The organism is Sphingopyxis sp. H053 (assembly GCF_001468225.1).
Taxonomy (GTDB): domain Bacteria; phylum Pseudomonadota; class Alphaproteobacteria; order Sphingomonadales; family Sphingomonadaceae; genus Sphingopyxis.
On record NZ_LNRU01000001.1, the window covers coordinates 200,202 to 214,714 of the forward strand.

Below are 14,513 nucleotides of genomic sequence, written 5' to 3' on the forward strand. Positions count from 1 at the left end.
GGCCAAGCGTCTAGACTAGTTCATCCCGCCGATAGAGGCTTTCGCATTGCCGTCCCGCAGCATAGGCGCGCCAGGTTCGGCGCGGCAGCGCGATGGCCCCGGCAAGGATCAGCGGCGAGCAAAATAGCGTCGCGCGCCAGTCGGGATAACGGCCGGCCCCCCATTCCCATGCCGCGAGCTGGATCTCGCCGGTCAGCGTCAGCGGATAACCGGTGATAAGATGGTGGCGATCGTGCGCGTCGATCGCCGCTTGCCGCCATGCGAAATTGGGCAGCCGGAACCGCCAGCGACCGATGCGAAACGTCCAGTGCGACGCGTTGGCGGGTTCGAGCCGGTACGCCGTGCGCAGCGCTTCGAGCGGATCAGGCGCGGCCGTCATCGCGCACCTTCGCGGCGAGGGTCTCGGCCTGACGATCCGACGCGGCGCTCAGCGCCCGCGCGGTCAATGGGGTGATGCCCGGCCGTGCGGGCAGGTTGGCCGGCAGCCGGATGTTCGACGCGAGCCCGAACAGCGCGAGCAGCTGGATGAACCGGTATCCGAGGTCGATCTGGCCCGGATAGAGGCCATGCCGCGCCGAGCTCGGGAAGGCATGATGATTGCTGTGCCAGCTCTCGCCCATCGTCGGAATCGCCATGATCGGCACATTATAGGCCTGGATGACGGCGCCATCGACCGACCAGTCCTGCGGTCCGCGCGTGTGCGCGAAATAGGATATGAACCAATGCATCGTTGTGCAGGCGGCAACGCGCACCGGCACCCCCCAGATAACCCATGACCAGCCGCCGAGCAGGTAGAGGGTGAGTGCGATCGGCACCTGCTGCAGCATCCAGTACCGGTCGAGGAAGCGGTAAAAGCGATCGTCGCCGATGCCAGGGCCGGGGTCGAAGCCGGGCGGCCGGGCAAGCTGGAGCCGGAAGTTGAGATAATAGAAACCGTCGATGACGAGCGGCTTGGCGTGTCGCAGGAACCAGTGGCAATCGGGCTGCCGCTGCGCCCAGTCGCGGCTGTCGTGCAGGCGGATCGTCCAGATCGGCCCGCCCATTCCGACCGCGGTTCCAAGCCAGACGAGAAGGCGCTCGAGCCATTTCGGGCAATCGAAGCTGCGATGGATCAGGCGCCGGTGAAAGCCGACCGAATGGCCGGCGCACAATGTCACGGCCGAGGTCACCAGGAAGACCGCCAGCGCGCTCCCGCTGAAGGTCAGCGGACCTAGCACCAGCGCCATCGCCAGCATCGCGGCGTTCCAGACCGACCGGGGGCCATCCCATAGCACGCGGCCCTTGACCGCGTCGGCCCGATCGAGGCCGGTCAGCGAATTGACTTTGAAGGCCCCCGCCGCGGCGCCGCCCGCTTCGCTCATAAATTTCCCCCTCTGTTGCCCGCGCCGCCGAACAGGCGCGCGGCGCGCCCGCCTATGCCGATCACACGCCGCAGCGTGCGGGGCGAGAGGCGCTTCGTTCCCGCATCGATCGCGGCGAGGTCCTCGACCAGCTCGAGCAGGCGCTTCGCCTGCCGCGCCACCAGCGGGTCTTCCGCGCCGTCGAAACGTCGCGACGGCCCAAGGACCGCCAGCGCGGGCGCCAATTCACGCTGCCGTCGCTTCTCGAGCGTCTGCAGCATCAGGAGCCATGGATCGGCCTCGGTGGTCCAGCCTTCGCGATTTCCCGCCGCCAGCTCTTCCGCTGCCAGCCAGGTAAGCGCTTCGTCCATCGCGGCTGGCGTCAGGGACAGTTCGGCGGCGATGTCTTCGGTCGCGAGCGGCTTCGCCATCAGATATAACAGGCCGTGGACGCGGCAGGCGTCGGGCGGCAGTCCCCATCGTGCGCCGACGTCCGCCAGCCATTCCACAATCGCGGAAGCAGAGGGCCCCAGGAGGGCGCTCAACTCGATTTGGCCATCACAGGCATTCGGTCTCCCGCCTATTTATAGACACACGCATCCAGCCCGTCGCGCTTGACCACGCCGATGCGTGCGCGGATCGTATTGCCGTATCGGCGGGTGAAGCCCGACGGGCTCACCGCCTCGCGTTTCTTGGGGAGCGGCAGGATCGCGGCGATCCGCCCCGCCTCGGCGGGGGTCAGCTTGCCCGCGCCATGGTTGAAATAGCGCTGCGCCCCCGCCTCGACGCCATAGGTGCCGATACCGGTCTCGGCGACGTTGAGGTAAACCTCCATGATCCGGCGCTTGCCCCAGATCTTTTCGATCAGGAAGGTGAACCACACCTCGGGCACCTTGCGGACATAACGCGTCCAGCCGCTGCCTTGCCACAGGAAGACATTTTTCGCGGTCTGCTGGCTGACCGTCGATCCGCCGCGCATGCGTTTGCCCTTGGCGTTGCGCTCGATCGCCTGTTCGATCGCGTCGCGGTCGAAGCCATTGTGGCTGCAGAATTTGCCGTCCTCGGCCGCGATCACGGCGCGCACCATGTTGCGGTCGATATTCGCGAGACTTTCCCAGTCCTTGGTAATCCCGTTGCTGTCGGCCAGCATCGTGAACGTCACGGGCGGCGGCACGACGGCATAGAGCAGCACCCACAGCACCGAGGCGGCAATGAACCAGAACAGCCATTTGAACGGCCGGAGATACCAGGGGAGCTTGCGCTTCTTCGCGCGAGAGGACGTTACCATGCAGGCAAATTAGCCGCTTGCGATTTCGAGGCAAGCGGGCTTGATCTTGCGGAGCAAAAAACACTGATGTTTGCCGAAGGAAAGACCCGCATGTCGCTTCGATCCCTATTGCTGCTAGCCGCCGCGACGGCCGCTGCGCCTGCCCTCGCGAACGAGGATCGCCGCGACCTTTGCCCCGACCGGCCGGGGCTCGGTACACCCGCCTGCACGGTCGAGCCGGGGTCGATGCTGTTCGAGATCGGCTTGGCCGACTGGACGCTCGATCGCACCGCCGACAGCCGGAGCGATAGCTGGACCTTCGGCGACGCGCTGCTGCGCGCCGGGCTGACCTCGTCGCTGGAGGTGCAGCTTGGATGGACGATGCTCGGCCATGCGCGCGAACGTAACCGGACGACGGGCGACGTGACCCGCCGGACGCGAACCGGCGACGTGACGCTCGCGTTGCGGCAAAATCTGAGCAATCCCGACGGGTCGGGCTTTTCGGTCGCGCTGATGCCCTATGTCACGTTGCCACTGGGCGGCGATGGCGTCGGCGCGGGCGATTGGGGGGCGGGGATGATCGTGCCGGTCAGCGTCGAACTCGGTGCGGTGTCGCTGGGCTTCACGCCGCACGTCGATGCCGCCGTCGATAGCGACGGCAATGGCCGGCATACGGCCTATGGCTCGGTCGCGGGGGTGGGGTTCGGCCTGTCCGACGATGTCTCGATGGCGGCGGAGTTGTCGCTTACCCGCGACCGCGACCCCGGCGGTCACACAACCGAGGCGCTGGCCGGGCTTTCGGCCGGCTGGCAGCCCGATGCCGATAGCCAGTGGGATGTCGGTGCCAATTTCGGGCTTAATCGCGATAGCCCGGACGTCGAACTCTATTTCGGTTTCGTGCGCCGCTTCTGACGTTTGCGCGCCGCTCCCGCATTCCCATGTCGGCTTTAGGGTAGGGAACGGACATCGATCGACGCGAAGCCTAATCGTCGAGGTTGTTATCCGGTAACCGCTTCGCTGACAGGAAAAGCTGGGCGACGCCGTAAGGAACGGCCCCAAGCGCGCAAATCAGAGCGGCGCCAACAGGGAAGACGATTAAAGCCATTCCTGCGCCTCCGCGGAGATCGCTCGTCAATGCGACCCACACGCCATAGGCGAGAAAAAGCACGGCTCCGAAAAGGCAGGCGAACCAAAATCTTTTGAAATATCGTAGGATTTTCGAGAACAAGCCAGAACGACCCGACGCCTCGACGGCCAAGTGATGACGGTATCTGGTCAGCAAATCCATCGAGGGAAGGCTAGTCCCTTGCGCCCGCGAGTCAAATCACGGGCGCAAAGGACGGGCGCGGATCAGGCGCCCACCAACCGCCGGTCGCCGGCAAGCTTCAGCATCGCTTTCTGCAGTTTTTCGAATGCGCGCACTTCGATCTGGCGCACGCGTTCGCGGCTGACGTCGTAAACCTGGCTCAGGTCTTCCAGCGTCTTGGGGTCGTCGGTCAGGCGGCGTTCGGTCAGGATGTGGCGCTCGCGCTCGTTGAGCGATTCCAGCGCCTCATTCAGCAGCGAATGGCGCACATCGCGTTCCTGCGCCTCGGCGACGCGCTCGTCCTGCAGCGGGCCTTCATCGCCGAGCAGATCCTGCCACTGGCTGTCGCCGTCCTCGCCCATCGGGACGTTGAGCGAGGTGTCGCCGCCCATCGCCATGCGGCGGTTCATGCTGGTGACTTCTTCCTCGGTGACGCCGAGGTCGGTCGCGATCTTGGTCAGATGTTCGGGCGACAGGTCGCCATCCTCGAACGCCGCGAGGTTGTTCTTCATCCGGCGAAGGTTGAAAAACAGCTTCTTCTGCGCCGCGGTGGTGCCCATCTTGACGAGGCTCCACGAGCGCAGGATGAATTCCTGGATCGAGGCGCGGATCCACCACATCGCGTAGGTGGCGAGGCGGAAGCCGCGTTCGGGGTCGAATTTCTTCACGCCCTGCATCAGGCCGATATTGCCTTCGCTGATCAGCTCGCTGACAGGCAGGCCATAGCCGCGGTAGCCCATCGCGATCTTTGCGACGAGGCGGAGGTGCGAGGTGACGAGCTGCGCCGCAGCTTCATTGTCACCATGCTCCTGGAAGCGGCGCGCGAGCATATATTCCTGCTCGGGGGTCAGCAGGGGGAATTTGCGGATTTCCGCCAGATAGCGATTCAGGCTGGCTTCGCCGCCAAGCGCTGGAACCGTGGCCGGAACGTTGCTTTTAGCCATTGGAGAGCGTCTTCCCTTTAGAATCTTGAGTCAGAACATGCCGCGGTTGGGTCCAGCGGTCGAGATAGATTTTCATTCGAAACCTAAACGCGCAATTCATCGATCAGTTCCCGCATGTCGGCTGGGAGTTCGCTGTCGAGCGCGATGTTGTTACCGGTCACCGGATGAATAAAGCCCAAATGGGCCGCGTGCAATGCCTGCCGCACGAAATTCCGTGCTTTCAGCACCTCCGACAAAGGCTTTCTGACGCGTCCATAGACCGGATCGCCGACCAGCGGATGGCCGATATGCGCCATGTGGACGCGCACCTGGTGGGTGCGTCCGGTTTCCAGCCGGCACTCGACCAGAGTCGCATTCTTCAAGGGCTCGATCGTGCGGTAATGCGTGATCGCATGCTTGCCGCGTCCTTCGGCGACCACCGCCATCTTTTTGCGGTTCGTGGTCGACCGGCCGAGCGCCGCGTCGATCGTGCCGTTCGCCGGCATCGGCCGGCCGGTCGCGATCGCGAGATAGCGGCGGTCGATGCTGTGCGCGGCGAACTGCTTGGCGAGACCTTCATGCGCCTTGTCGTGCTTTGCGGCGACGATCAGCCCGCTCGTGTCCTTGTCGATGCGGTGGACGATCCCGGGCCGCGCGACGCCGCCGATCCCCGACAATTGCCCCGCACAATGGTGGAGCAAGGCGTTGACCATCGTGCCGTCGAGATTGCCCGCGGCGGGATGGACGACCATGCCGGCGGGCTTGTCGACGACGATCAGATGCTCGTCCTCATAAGCGATGACCAATCCCATGTCCTGCGCGACATTATGCGCGGGCGTGGCGGCGGGCAGGCGAACCTCGATCGTTGCAGGCGCCGCCGCCTTTGCCGAGGGATCCCAAAGGATTTTTCCGTCGGCGCCGACGACGCGGCCGCCCTTGATCAGGCTCTTTAAACGTTCGCGCGACAGGCTGGGCAGCGCTTCGGCGAGCGCCCGGTCGAGCCGCAGCCCGGCCGCGCTATCGTCCAGCGCCACGGTCAAAATGTCGTCATCCCCCTGCATTGATCGGAATGTGGTTTTCGGGCGCTGAAATTCAAGGGGACAGGCTCGTTCACACACACCCTTCGTCATGCCGGACTTGATCCGGCATCCATTCGGCGGCGGCGGCATGGACCCCGGATCAAGTCCGGGGTGACGACGAAAAAGGGCGGGGCGCTTCGGCGCATCGCGCTTGCCCTTAGGGTCATGGCTGTCCTAGGAGCAGCCCACGCCGGAAATGTCCGGAACACTGCGCTGGGGAGCCTTTTCATCCATGTCCGACGATCGCGTCGATTTCGCCTCGATGCTGGCCTCGCGCCTGTGTCACGACCTGCTGAGCCCCGTCGGCGCCTTCGCCAACGGCCTCGAACTGCTCGCCGACGAGAAAGACCCGGCGATGCGCGAGCGTTGCTTTGAACTGCTCGAACAAAGCGCGCGGACCTCGGCAAACAAGCTCAAATTCTTTCGTCTCGCCTTCGGTTCGGCGGGCGGGTTCGGCGAGCTTGTCCCGGCCGATGAGGCCAAATCGGCGATTCAGGGCATCATCGGCGACCGCGCGATCGAGCTCAACTGGATGATCGGGACCGATCCGCTGCCCAAGCCGGCGGTGAAGATCATCCTCAACCTCTCGCTTCTCCTCGTCGATGCGCTGGTGCGCGGCGGCCGGCTCGATGTCGGCTGCGAAAAGCAGGGGGAGAGCATCGAGATCGCGCTGCATGTCGAGGCCGAGCGCATCTTCCTCGATGCCGACGTCGAACGCATCCTTGCCGAAGGCGAGGATGCAAGCCCGATGACCTCGCGCACCGCGCCCGCGGTGCTGGTGCAGGCGGTGGCGCGGCAGAATGACGGTACGGTCATGCTGGCGCGCGAAACGCCGACGTCGCTGCTGGTCGGCGCCATTCTCCGCGGTCGCTAATTCCACCTTTCGTCACCCCCGCGAAGGCGGGGGTCCCGCTACTTCGGTCGCAGCGGGATTCCCGCCTTCGCGGGAATGACGAGATGAGAACGGATGGTTGCGATTTTTCCTTTCGCCGAACGCACCAGTAAAACCCTCCTTAACCATTGTCGGGCATGGTCGAACCTCAGTTTTTGGGGCGCACCGGTATCGCGATGGACGATCTGCTGAACGACTTTCTGGCCGAAACGGCGGAAATCCTTGCCGAAGCCGGCGGGGCCATTGTCGCGTGGGAGGCAGACCCCGCCGACCGCGCGCAGCTCGACGCCATTTTCCGGCTCGTCCACACGATCAAGGGCAGCTCGGGCTTTCTGGCCTTGCCGCGCGTCACCGCCTTGTCGCATGCCGCCGAGGATGCGCTCGATCAGGTACGGCGCGGCAACCGCCCGGCGAACGCCACGCTCGTCACCGGCGTGCTTGGCATCCTCGACCGGCTGGGCGACCTTTGCACGGCGCTGAGCCAGAATGGCGTCGAGCCGGCCGGCGATGACCGCGATGTCATCGGCGCGCTCGCCGGTGACATTCCCGAAGATGCGCCGTTCGAGGTTGCGGGTGTTCCGCTCCGCCGCGACGATGATTTCAGCGCCGAACTGCAAAGCTGGCGCTCGATCCGCGTGCCCTTGCCGTTGCTCGACAGCGTGATGACGGGGGTCACCGACATCGTGCTGGCGCGTAATGAATTTGCGCGGATGCTGCGCGAATCAGGCGCCGACCTGTCGGTCATCGCCTCGTTCGATCGTCTTTCCGACTCGATCGCCGGAATGCGCCAGTCGGTTAGCCAGATGCGCATGCAGCGGATCGACAAGCTCTTCGCCCCGCTGCCGCGCATCGTCCGCGATCTCGCCAAGGACATGGGCAAGAAGATCGCTTTCCAGACGAGCGGCGGCGAGGTTGAGCTCGACCGTGAGATGATGGAGAATATCCGCGACCCGCTGATCCACATCGTCCGCAACGCGATCGATCATGGCATCGAGCCACTCGAGGACCGGGTCGCTGCGGGCAAGGACATCACCGCGACAATCTCGGTCTCGGCGCGCCAGTCGGGCAACCAGATCGAAATCGAAGTGCGCGACGACGGCCGCGGCCTGTCGCCCGACGCCCTGACCGCGAAGGCGATCGCCTCGCGCCTCCTGACCGCGACCGAGGCGCGCGCGCTGGCGCCCAAGGACAAGCTCGACCTGATCTTCCGTCCCGGCTTTTCGACCGCGGCGAAGATCACCTCGGTCTCCGGCCGCGGCGTCGGCATGGATATCGTCAAGGCGAATGTCGAAAAGATCGGCGGCATCGTCGAACTGCGCAACGAAGAGGGGCGCGGGCTCGCGATCCTGCTCCGCGTGCCGATGACGCTGACGATCATTTCGGGCCTGATGGTCCGCGCGGCGGGACAATATTTCGCGATACCGCGCGGCGCGGTGCGCGAAATCCTGCTCGAAAATGGCGATACGGTGCGCATCGATCAGCTCGGCGGCGGCGAACTCGCGACGGTGCGCGGCGAACAATTTCCACTGCTTCGCCTTGAAAATATATTGGGCCGCGAGCGCGACGAGGCCGACGACAGCGACGACCGCGCGCTCGTCATCGTGCGTCCGGGGCAGGGGCAAAGCTATGCGCTGAGCGTAGCGGCGATCCACGACCATGAGGAACTGGTGATCAAACCCGCGGCGCCGATGATCATGGCGACGGGGCTCTATGCCGGCACGACGCTGCCCGACAACGGCCGCCCCGTCCTGTTGCTCGACGTCCAGGGTCTGCTGGCCACGGCGGCGATCGACGCCAGCGAAACGGGCCGCAGCCACGACCGGATGGCCGAGGCCGAGGCCGAAGCCGCGGCGGCGCGCAACGCCGTGCAGTTGCTGCTGTTCCGCGATATGAACAACCGTGTCCGCGGCGTCCGCCTGTCGGTGATCGAACGCGTCGAGGAGGTTCCGGCAAAGGCGCTTTTCGAAAGCGCGGGCCGGGTGCAGGCGCAGATTGGCGACGATATTTTCCCCGTCCATGCCTCGGCGCTGCCGGGCGGCGAGGGAACGCTGAAGCTCCTTCGCCTCTACGATGGCCGCTCGGTGCTCTGCTATCCGATCGCCGAGGTGATCGACATCGTCCGCCTGCCCGACGCCGTGCAGCCGTCGGCGGCGCCCGGCCTGATCGCGGGCGTCGTGCTCGTCGGCGGCGATCCTGTCGAACTCATCGATCCCTTCTGGCTGATGGAACAATATGCCGCCGGCGCGCCCGCGCTGCGCCGGCCGCTCTGCCGCCTTGCCGACGATCATGACGGCTGGGGCGGCAATTTCCTTGCTCCGATCCTGCGCAATGCCGGCTACCGCGTCGTCATGGTGGGCGATGCGTCGGATGAAGCGCCCGATGTCCTGCTCTGCCTCACCGAAGAAGGCGAGCCTTGCGGGCATGTCGACGGCGATGTGCCGGTGATCCGCCTGCGCACCTCGATCGCGGCCGCGGGGCCCGAAGACGCAACCGTCTATCGTTATGATCGCCAGGCGCTGCTCGACGCGCTGCGCCGCCAGGTCGGGGGAGAGAGCGCATGATGGACAAACTCTATCTGATCGCGCGCATCGCCGACACGCGCGTCGCCTTGCGCAGCCGCGCGATCAATTCGGTCGTCACCGTCGGCACGCCCGTCGAAGTGCCCGCCGCGCCGCCGCATGTCGCGGGGCTCTTCGCGCTTCGCAGCCGTGTCTTCACCCTCATCGACCCGCATGTCGTCATCGGCCTGCCCGCGGTGCCGGTGGCGCCCGGCCAGCGCGTGATCGTCGTCGACGTAGCCGAGCATGGTTATGCGCTGCTCGCCGACGAGATCGAGGATGTCTGTTTCATCGACGCCGCCGAAACGCGCATCGCCGGAAAGCTGCTCCCCGGCTGGGCGCGCGTCGCCGATGCGATGATCGAACATCAGGGCAGCTCGCTGCTCGTCGTCGATCCGTCGAACTTTATCACGCTGCCGGCCTTAAAAGCCGCATGAATTCGGCCGTCTATTAACTGGCTGCACACGCCTTCACCGTAAACATGCCCAAATCCCGGGGGTCGGAGTTAACTGAATGTCGAAATCTTGTCTGGTGGTCGATGACAGCAAAGTCATTCGCAAGGTCGCGCGCCATATCCTTGAAAGCATGTCCTTCGCCGTCGAAGAGGCGGCTGACGGGCAGGAGGCGCTGACCTTCTGCCGCGCCAATCGTCCCGACGTCATCCTGCTCGACTGGAATATGCCGGTGATGAGCGGAATGGAGTTCCTCGGCGCGTTCAACGATCTCGACTATGGGCGCGAAGAACGCCCGCGCGTCGTTTTCTGCACGACCGAAAACAGCATCGACCATATCCGCGCCGCGATCGAAGCCGGCGCGGACGAATATGTCATGAAGCCGTTCGACCGCGAAACGCTCGAAGGAAAGCTGCAACTCGTCGGCATCGCTTGAGGTTTTTTACGTGGCCCGTCCACAACCCCTGATACAAGATCCAGAGCCAACCGCCCGCACCGTGCGCGTGATGCTCGTCGACGACAGCCTCGTCGTTCGCAGCATCCTCGAGCGGATCGTCGATCAGCGGCCGGGGCTCAAGATCTGCGCGTCGGTCGCCTCGGCGCATGACGCGCTCGAATATCTGGCGCGCGAACCCGTCGATGTTGTCGTGCTCGACGTCGAAATGCCCGGAATGAACGGCATCGACGCTCTGCCGCACATATTGGAGCGCGCCGAAAAGGCGCGCGTCCTCATCCTCTCGTCGAACTGCGTCGAGGGCGGTCCCGCCGCGATCGACGCGCTCGCGCTCGGTGCCAGCGACACGCTCGCCAAGCCCGGGCGCGGCAGTTTTTCGGGGCGTTTCGCCGAAGTGCTGACCGAGCGGATCATGACGCTCGGCCATCAACGCGATTTCCCTGCAACGGTCCCCGTTGCCGAGCGCCCGGCTCCGGCGCCCGCCGCCTTCGCGATCGATACCGATCAGCCGATCGAATGCATCGCGGTCGCGGCATCGACCGGCGGCATCCCCGCTTTCGCCAATTTCCTAGCGCACCTCGATCCCAAGATCAGCGCGCCGATTTTGCTCACCCAGCATCTGCCCGACGCCTTCATGGAATTTTACGCGAAGCAGATCGCGACGATGACGACGCGCCGCGTCCGCGTTGCCGAAGCCGGAATGGCCGTCGAGCGCGGCTGCATCTATCTCGCACCGGGGGATGCGCATTTGCTCGTCGTCGCCAATGGGCGCCGAGCCGAAATCGCGCTCGATCACCGTGTCGTCGACAATGGCTGCTGCCCCTCGGCCGATCCGATGCTCGATTCGGTCGCCGAGATTTATGGCAAGGGCGGGGTTGCCGTCATCCTCAGCGGCATGGGCCGCGATGGGGTGATCGGTGCGGCGCGGCTGAAGGACGCTGGCGGCACGATTTTCGCGCAGGCGCCTGAAAGCTGCGTGATCTGGGGCATGCCGGGCGCGGTCGCCAAGGCGGGCATCGCGGCGGCGACGCTGAACCCCGACGCGATCGCGCTGATGCTCGGCAGCTTCCTGCAAGGCCGCGGGCAGGGGCGCCGCAAGCCATGATGGACGGAAGCGCCAGCGAATCGGCGTACCGCGTCCTGATGGGCGTGCTCGAATCGCGGACGGGGCAGACGCTGTCGCCGAACCGCATCTGGCGGATCGAAATGTCGCTGAAGCCCGTGATGCAGCGCCACGGTATCGCGGATCTTGATGCGCTCGTCGCGGCGCTGGTGACCTCGAACAGTCGGCAATTGCTCGACGATACCGTCGATGCGATGCTCAACAACGAAACATATTTCTACCGTGAATATAGTGTGTTCGACGAAATAGCTGCGACCGCGCTTGAGAAGATTCGCGAAATCAACAAATTGCGCCGCCGGCTGACCGTCTGGCATTGCGGCGTATCGACGGGGCAGGAAGCCTATTCGCTGGCAATGCTGATCGCCGAGCAAGGCGAAAAATGGGCGGGTTGGCAGGTCGATATCGTCGGCACTGACGTCAGCTATCATGCGATTTCGCGCGCGCGCGTCGGCCTCTACAGCCAGTTCGAGATCCAGCGCGGTCTGCCGGTGCAGCGCATGGTGCGCTGGTTCGACCAGACCGAGGGCGGATGGCTCGCCAAGGCGGACCTGCGCCGCCGCGTCGATTTTTCGGTGCAGAATATGCTCACCGACCGGCCGCCGCTGGCGAGCCCCGCCGACCTGATCTTCTGCCGCAACCTGCTGCTCTATTTCTCGGCGCCGATGCGGCAGAGAGCCTTTGCGCGGCTCCGCGCGATGGCGGCGCCGCAAAGCTTCCTCGTGCTCGGTGCGGGGGAAACGGTGCTCGGCCAGACCGATCAGTTCGTCGCGAGCCCGCGCCTGCGCGGCCTTTACGAGCCCGCCGATCAGCAGGGGCGCCGCGCCGCCGCGGCCTAGGACAGGCTCTGCCTTGCTTTTTGCGCGCCACTGGCGCAATCGACGGCTTGGCAAGCACAGGACGGGTCCCCCGAGCGCATGAGCGATTTTATCGAACGCTGGTCTCCCAATTTCGACGAGCGCGCGCTGCCCATCTCGATGATCGTGCTGCATTATACCGGTATGAAGAGCGGTGCCGAAGCCATTGATTGGCTTGCCAATCCCGAAGCCGGGGTTTCAGCGCACTATGTCGTCAGCGAGGACGGGCAGATCACCCAGATGGTGCCCGAGGACAAGCGCGCCTGGCACGCGGGCAAGTCGCACTGGCGCGGCATCAGCGACATCAATTCGGCGAGCGTCGGGATCGAGATCGTCAATCCGGGGCATGAATGGGGCTATGTGCCGTTCCCCGATCCGCAGGTCGCCTCGGTCGTCCGCCTCGTCCACCAGATCAAGGACCGGCATTCGGTCACCCGCGGAAATGTCATCGGCCATTCGGACATCGCGCCGACGCGCAAGCAGGATCCGGGCGAGCTGTTTCCGTGGGAGGAGCTAGCACGCCGCCGCCTCGCGTTGCCGCGCCCGACCAAGAAGCTCACCGATCCCTTGTGGACCGACGCGGGCTTCCTGCTCGCGCTCGAACGTTTCGGTTACGATGTGACCGACGGGTTCGCGGCGACCGTCGCGTTCCAGCGCCGCTTTCGTCCCGAACTCATCGATGGCACGATCGACGGCGAATGCCGTGCGATCCTGCTCGCGCTGCTGCTGCCTCAGCCCGAAGGCAATTGATTCCTCGTCAAAGCGCCCGATGAGGGCTATACTCGCTTTCGCCAGAGGGTCGGGCGATCGCCGCTTTCGCAAGAAAGGGGAGGAAAGTCCGGGCTCCACGGAAATCACGGTGCCGGATAACGTCCGGCGGATCGGGCTTCGGCCAGGTTCAGGGAAAGTGCCACAGAGAGCAGACCGCCAAAGGCTTCGGCCCGGCGAAAGGTGAAAGGGTGCGGTAAGAGCGCACCGCGCGGCTGGTAACAGGCGCGGCACGGCAAACCCCACCGGGAGCAAGGTCGAATAGGGACGGTACGAGGCAACTCAGGGCTGATTCCGGCCCAGCCGTCCGGGTTGACTGCTTGAGCGTTCGGGTAACCGTTCGCCTAGAGGAATGATCGCACAATCCCCGCAAGGGGATGGACAGAACCCGGCTTATAGACCCTCTGGCACCTCTCTCCCCAATACCCGGGCGGAACGCCCAAGGCCTGGGCCGCGTTCTAGGCGGACCAGTTGGAAGGGAAGCGCATCATGAAAGTCGTCGATGACCATGTCGAAGTGACCGAGACCGAAGCGAGCAGCGGGGTCAAAGGGCATAATGTCCGCTATGTGCTGGCTTTTTCGCTGGTCGCGGTGATTATCGTAATGTCCGCGATCTGGATCATCCCGGTGCTGTTGCAGCCCTGACACTTCTCTTTCGTCGTTATTTCGCCTTGGTCGCGCCGGCGAGTTCTTCCTCGGATAGCCGGCGTCGAGCCGGTGCCGGTGCCGGCGCGCGGAGCGTTGCCCGCGGCGCTGGCGGCTTAGGGGTGGTGAGCGAGCTTACCTTAGCGTCTTCAATTATCGCGTTCGTTCGCCGCAGCTAATTCTTTGGTGAGCAACGAAAGCAATTCGTTCTGCTTTACGGAAAAGGGCTTAACAGGGCTGCAAGGCGGCATTGTAAGCGCGCTTTGCATCATGTTGAGCGATTTCGCCTTCATGGTCGGATCTTTCGCGACCGCCACGTAACCGGTCGCTGCCAGGTTGTTGTTGCGCGCGGCGCAGCTTGCAAGCGAAGCAGCGTCCACGACAATCATGCTGTGAGCTTGTCCCCAATCGGCGATCAACCGATCGAGCGAGAAAGGAAATGGTTCACCGTCTGCCATTTGCAAGCAGCCGTCCAACGCGGGCGTCAACAGTTCGCTATTGGGGTCGCGCTCATTCTGTTCCGGGGTTTGAATGTCGCGCCAATGCAAATGATACTCGGCATATCCCCGTGTCTCTTTCGGGTGCCGTGAAAGTGTGCAGGACAATAGCTGTTCGTAGTCGCTGGTGCTGAACGCACGGGGCTTTGCGTTCCAATCAAGCGTGGCAGCGCCGCGCGGCTTCTCGGCAGTTGCAGGGGATTGCGCGACAGCCGAATTGGCCATTGCAGCGGAAAGCATCGCCAAAAGCACCCTGTTCATTGCCCATTCCCCACTTCATTCAGCCTCTCCTCATGCCCGCTGTGAAGCGTCGAAGCGAGATTATTTTCATTCACTATATCACCTTGGGACGGCT

Annotated in this window: 17 protein-coding genes and 1 other RNA gene; 10 read left to right on the forward strand and 8 right to left on the reverse strand. The window is 64.4% G+C overall.

Annotation, left to right across the window (positions count from 1 at the left end; genetic code table 11):
- Positions 1-10 precede the first annotated feature (10 nt).
- The 4 genes from ATE70_RS00870 to mtgA form a co-directional block, all read right to left on the reverse strand.
- A complete protein-coding gene (locus tag ATE70_RS00870; RefSeq protein ID WP_058536082.1) occupies positions 11-379 on the reverse strand; it encodes a hypothetical protein in 369 nt (122 codons plus the stop codon).
- Positions 363-1,361: an acyl-CoA desaturase gene (locus tag ATE70_RS00875; protein WP_082639319.1), complete on the reverse strand. Its 999-nt coding sequence runs from the start codon at positions 1,359-1,361 to the stop codon at positions 363-365. The genes ATE70_RS00870 and ATE70_RS00875 overlap by 17 nt, the downstream gene beginning before the upstream one ends.
- Positions 1,358-1,849, reverse strand: coding sequence for a hypothetical protein (locus ATE70_RS00880; protein ID WP_058536083.1), 492 nt, complete (start codon positions 1,847-1,849; stop codon positions 1,358-1,360). Before ATE70_RS00880 ends, ATE70_RS00875 begins: the two co-directional genes overlap by 4 nt.
- 71 nt (positions 1,850-1,920) lie before the next feature.
- Positions 1,921-2,628, reverse strand: coding sequence for a monofunctional biosynthetic peptidoglycan transglycosylase (gene mtgA, locus ATE70_RS00885; protein ID WP_058536084.1), 708 nt, complete (start codon positions 2,626-2,628; stop codon positions 1,921-1,923).
- A 90-nt stretch (positions 2,629-2,718) separates the two neighbouring features.
- On the opposite strand from mtgA, the gene ATE70_RS00890 reads away from it, so the two are divergent.
- Positions 2,719-3,519 (forward strand): transporter, encoded by an 801-nt coding sequence (locus ATE70_RS00890; RefSeq protein ID WP_058536488.1) that lies wholly within the window; start codon positions 2,719-2,721, stop codon positions 3,517-3,519.
- A 70-nt stretch (positions 3,520-3,589) separates the two neighbouring features.
- On the opposite strand, the gene ATE70_RS00895 is transcribed toward ATE70_RS00890, so the two are convergent.
- The 3 genes from ATE70_RS00895 to ATE70_RS00905 all read right to left on the reverse strand — a co-directional run bounded on the left by ATE70_RS00895 (position 3,590) and on the right by ATE70_RS00905 (position 5,897).
- Entirely contained in the window at positions 3,590-3,895 is a 306-nt protein-coding gene (locus ATE70_RS00895; protein WP_058536085.1) for a hypothetical protein, read from the reverse strand.
- A 62-nt stretch (positions 3,896-3,957) separates the two neighbouring features.
- Positions 3,958-4,857: an RNA polymerase sigma factor RpoH gene (rpoH, locus tag ATE70_RS00900; RefSeq protein ID WP_056371197.1), complete on the reverse strand. Its 900-nt coding sequence runs from the start codon at positions 4,855-4,857 to the stop codon at positions 3,958-3,960.
- 83 nt (positions 4,858-4,940) lie between these two features.
- Complete coding sequence (locus tag ATE70_RS00905; RefSeq protein ID WP_058536086.1) at positions 4,941-5,897, reverse strand: RluA family pseudouridine synthase; 957 nt, start codon at positions 5,895-5,897, stop codon at positions 4,941-4,943.
- 250 nt (positions 5,898-6,147) lie between these two features.
- On the opposite strand from ATE70_RS00905, the gene ATE70_RS00910 reads away from it, so the two are divergent.
- The 9 genes from ATE70_RS00910 to ATE70_RS24625 all read left to right on the forward strand — a co-directional run bounded on the left by ATE70_RS00910 (position 6,148) and on the right by ATE70_RS24625 (position 13,661).
- A complete protein-coding gene (locus tag ATE70_RS00910; protein WP_058536087.1) occupies positions 6,148-6,789 on the forward strand; it encodes a histidine phosphotransferase family protein in 642 nt (213 codons plus the stop codon).
- A gap of 155 nt (positions 6,790-6,944) precedes the next feature.
- Positions 6,945-9,368: a chemotaxis protein CheA gene (locus ATE70_RS00915; RefSeq protein WP_231732547.1), complete on the forward strand. Its 2,424-nt coding sequence runs from the start codon at positions 6,945-6,947 to the stop codon at positions 9,366-9,368.
- Positions 9,365-9,802: a chemotaxis protein CheW gene (locus ATE70_RS00920; RefSeq protein ID WP_058536088.1), complete on the forward strand. Its 438-nt coding sequence runs from the start codon at positions 9,365-9,367 to the stop codon at positions 9,800-9,802. The genes ATE70_RS00915 and ATE70_RS00920 overlap by 4 nt, the downstream gene beginning before the upstream one ends.
- A gap of 76 nt (positions 9,803-9,878) precedes the next feature.
- Entirely contained in the window at positions 9,879-10,253 is a 375-nt protein-coding gene (locus tag ATE70_RS00925) for a response regulator (RefSeq protein WP_039575078.1), read from the forward strand.
- A gap of 61 nt (positions 10,254-10,314) precedes the next feature.
- Positions 10,315-11,376, forward strand: coding sequence for a chemotaxis-specific protein-glutamate methyltransferase CheB (gene cheB, locus ATE70_RS00930; RefSeq protein ID WP_269433250.1), 1,062 nt, complete (start codon positions 10,315-10,317; stop codon positions 11,374-11,376).
- Positions 11,373-12,230 carry a CheR family methyltransferase gene (locus ATE70_RS00935; protein WP_058536090.1) on the forward strand — a complete coding sequence of 286 codons (858 nt, stop codon included), beginning with the start codon at positions 11,373-11,375 and terminating at the stop codon, positions 12,228-12,230. Before cheB ends, ATE70_RS00935 begins: the two co-directional genes overlap by 4 nt.
- A gap of 78 nt (positions 12,231-12,308) precedes the next feature.
- Positions 12,309-12,998: an N-acetylmuramoyl-L-alanine amidase gene (locus ATE70_RS00940; protein WP_058536091.1), complete on the forward strand. Its 690-nt coding sequence runs from the start codon at positions 12,309-12,311 to the stop codon at positions 12,996-12,998.
- A gap of 41 nt (positions 12,999-13,039) precedes the next feature.
- An RNA gene (rnpB, locus tag ATE70_RS03200) (RNase P RNA component class A) lies at positions 13,040-13,428 on the forward strand.
- A 77-nt stretch (positions 13,429-13,505) separates the two neighbouring features.
- Positions 13,506-13,661 (forward strand): hypothetical protein, encoded by a 156-nt coding sequence (locus ATE70_RS24625; protein ID WP_156419570.1) that lies wholly within the window; start codon positions 13,506-13,508, stop codon positions 13,659-13,661.
- A gap of 149 nt (positions 13,662-13,810) precedes the next feature.
- Here the strand turns inward: ATE70_RS24625 and ATE70_RS00945 are convergent, their stop codons facing one another.
- Positions 13,811-14,419 carry a hypothetical protein gene (locus tag ATE70_RS00945; protein WP_156419571.1) on the reverse strand — a complete coding sequence of 203 codons (609 nt, stop codon included), beginning with the start codon at positions 14,417-14,419 and terminating at the stop codon, positions 13,811-13,813.
- Between the last annotated feature and the right edge of the window lie 94 nt (positions 14,420-14,513).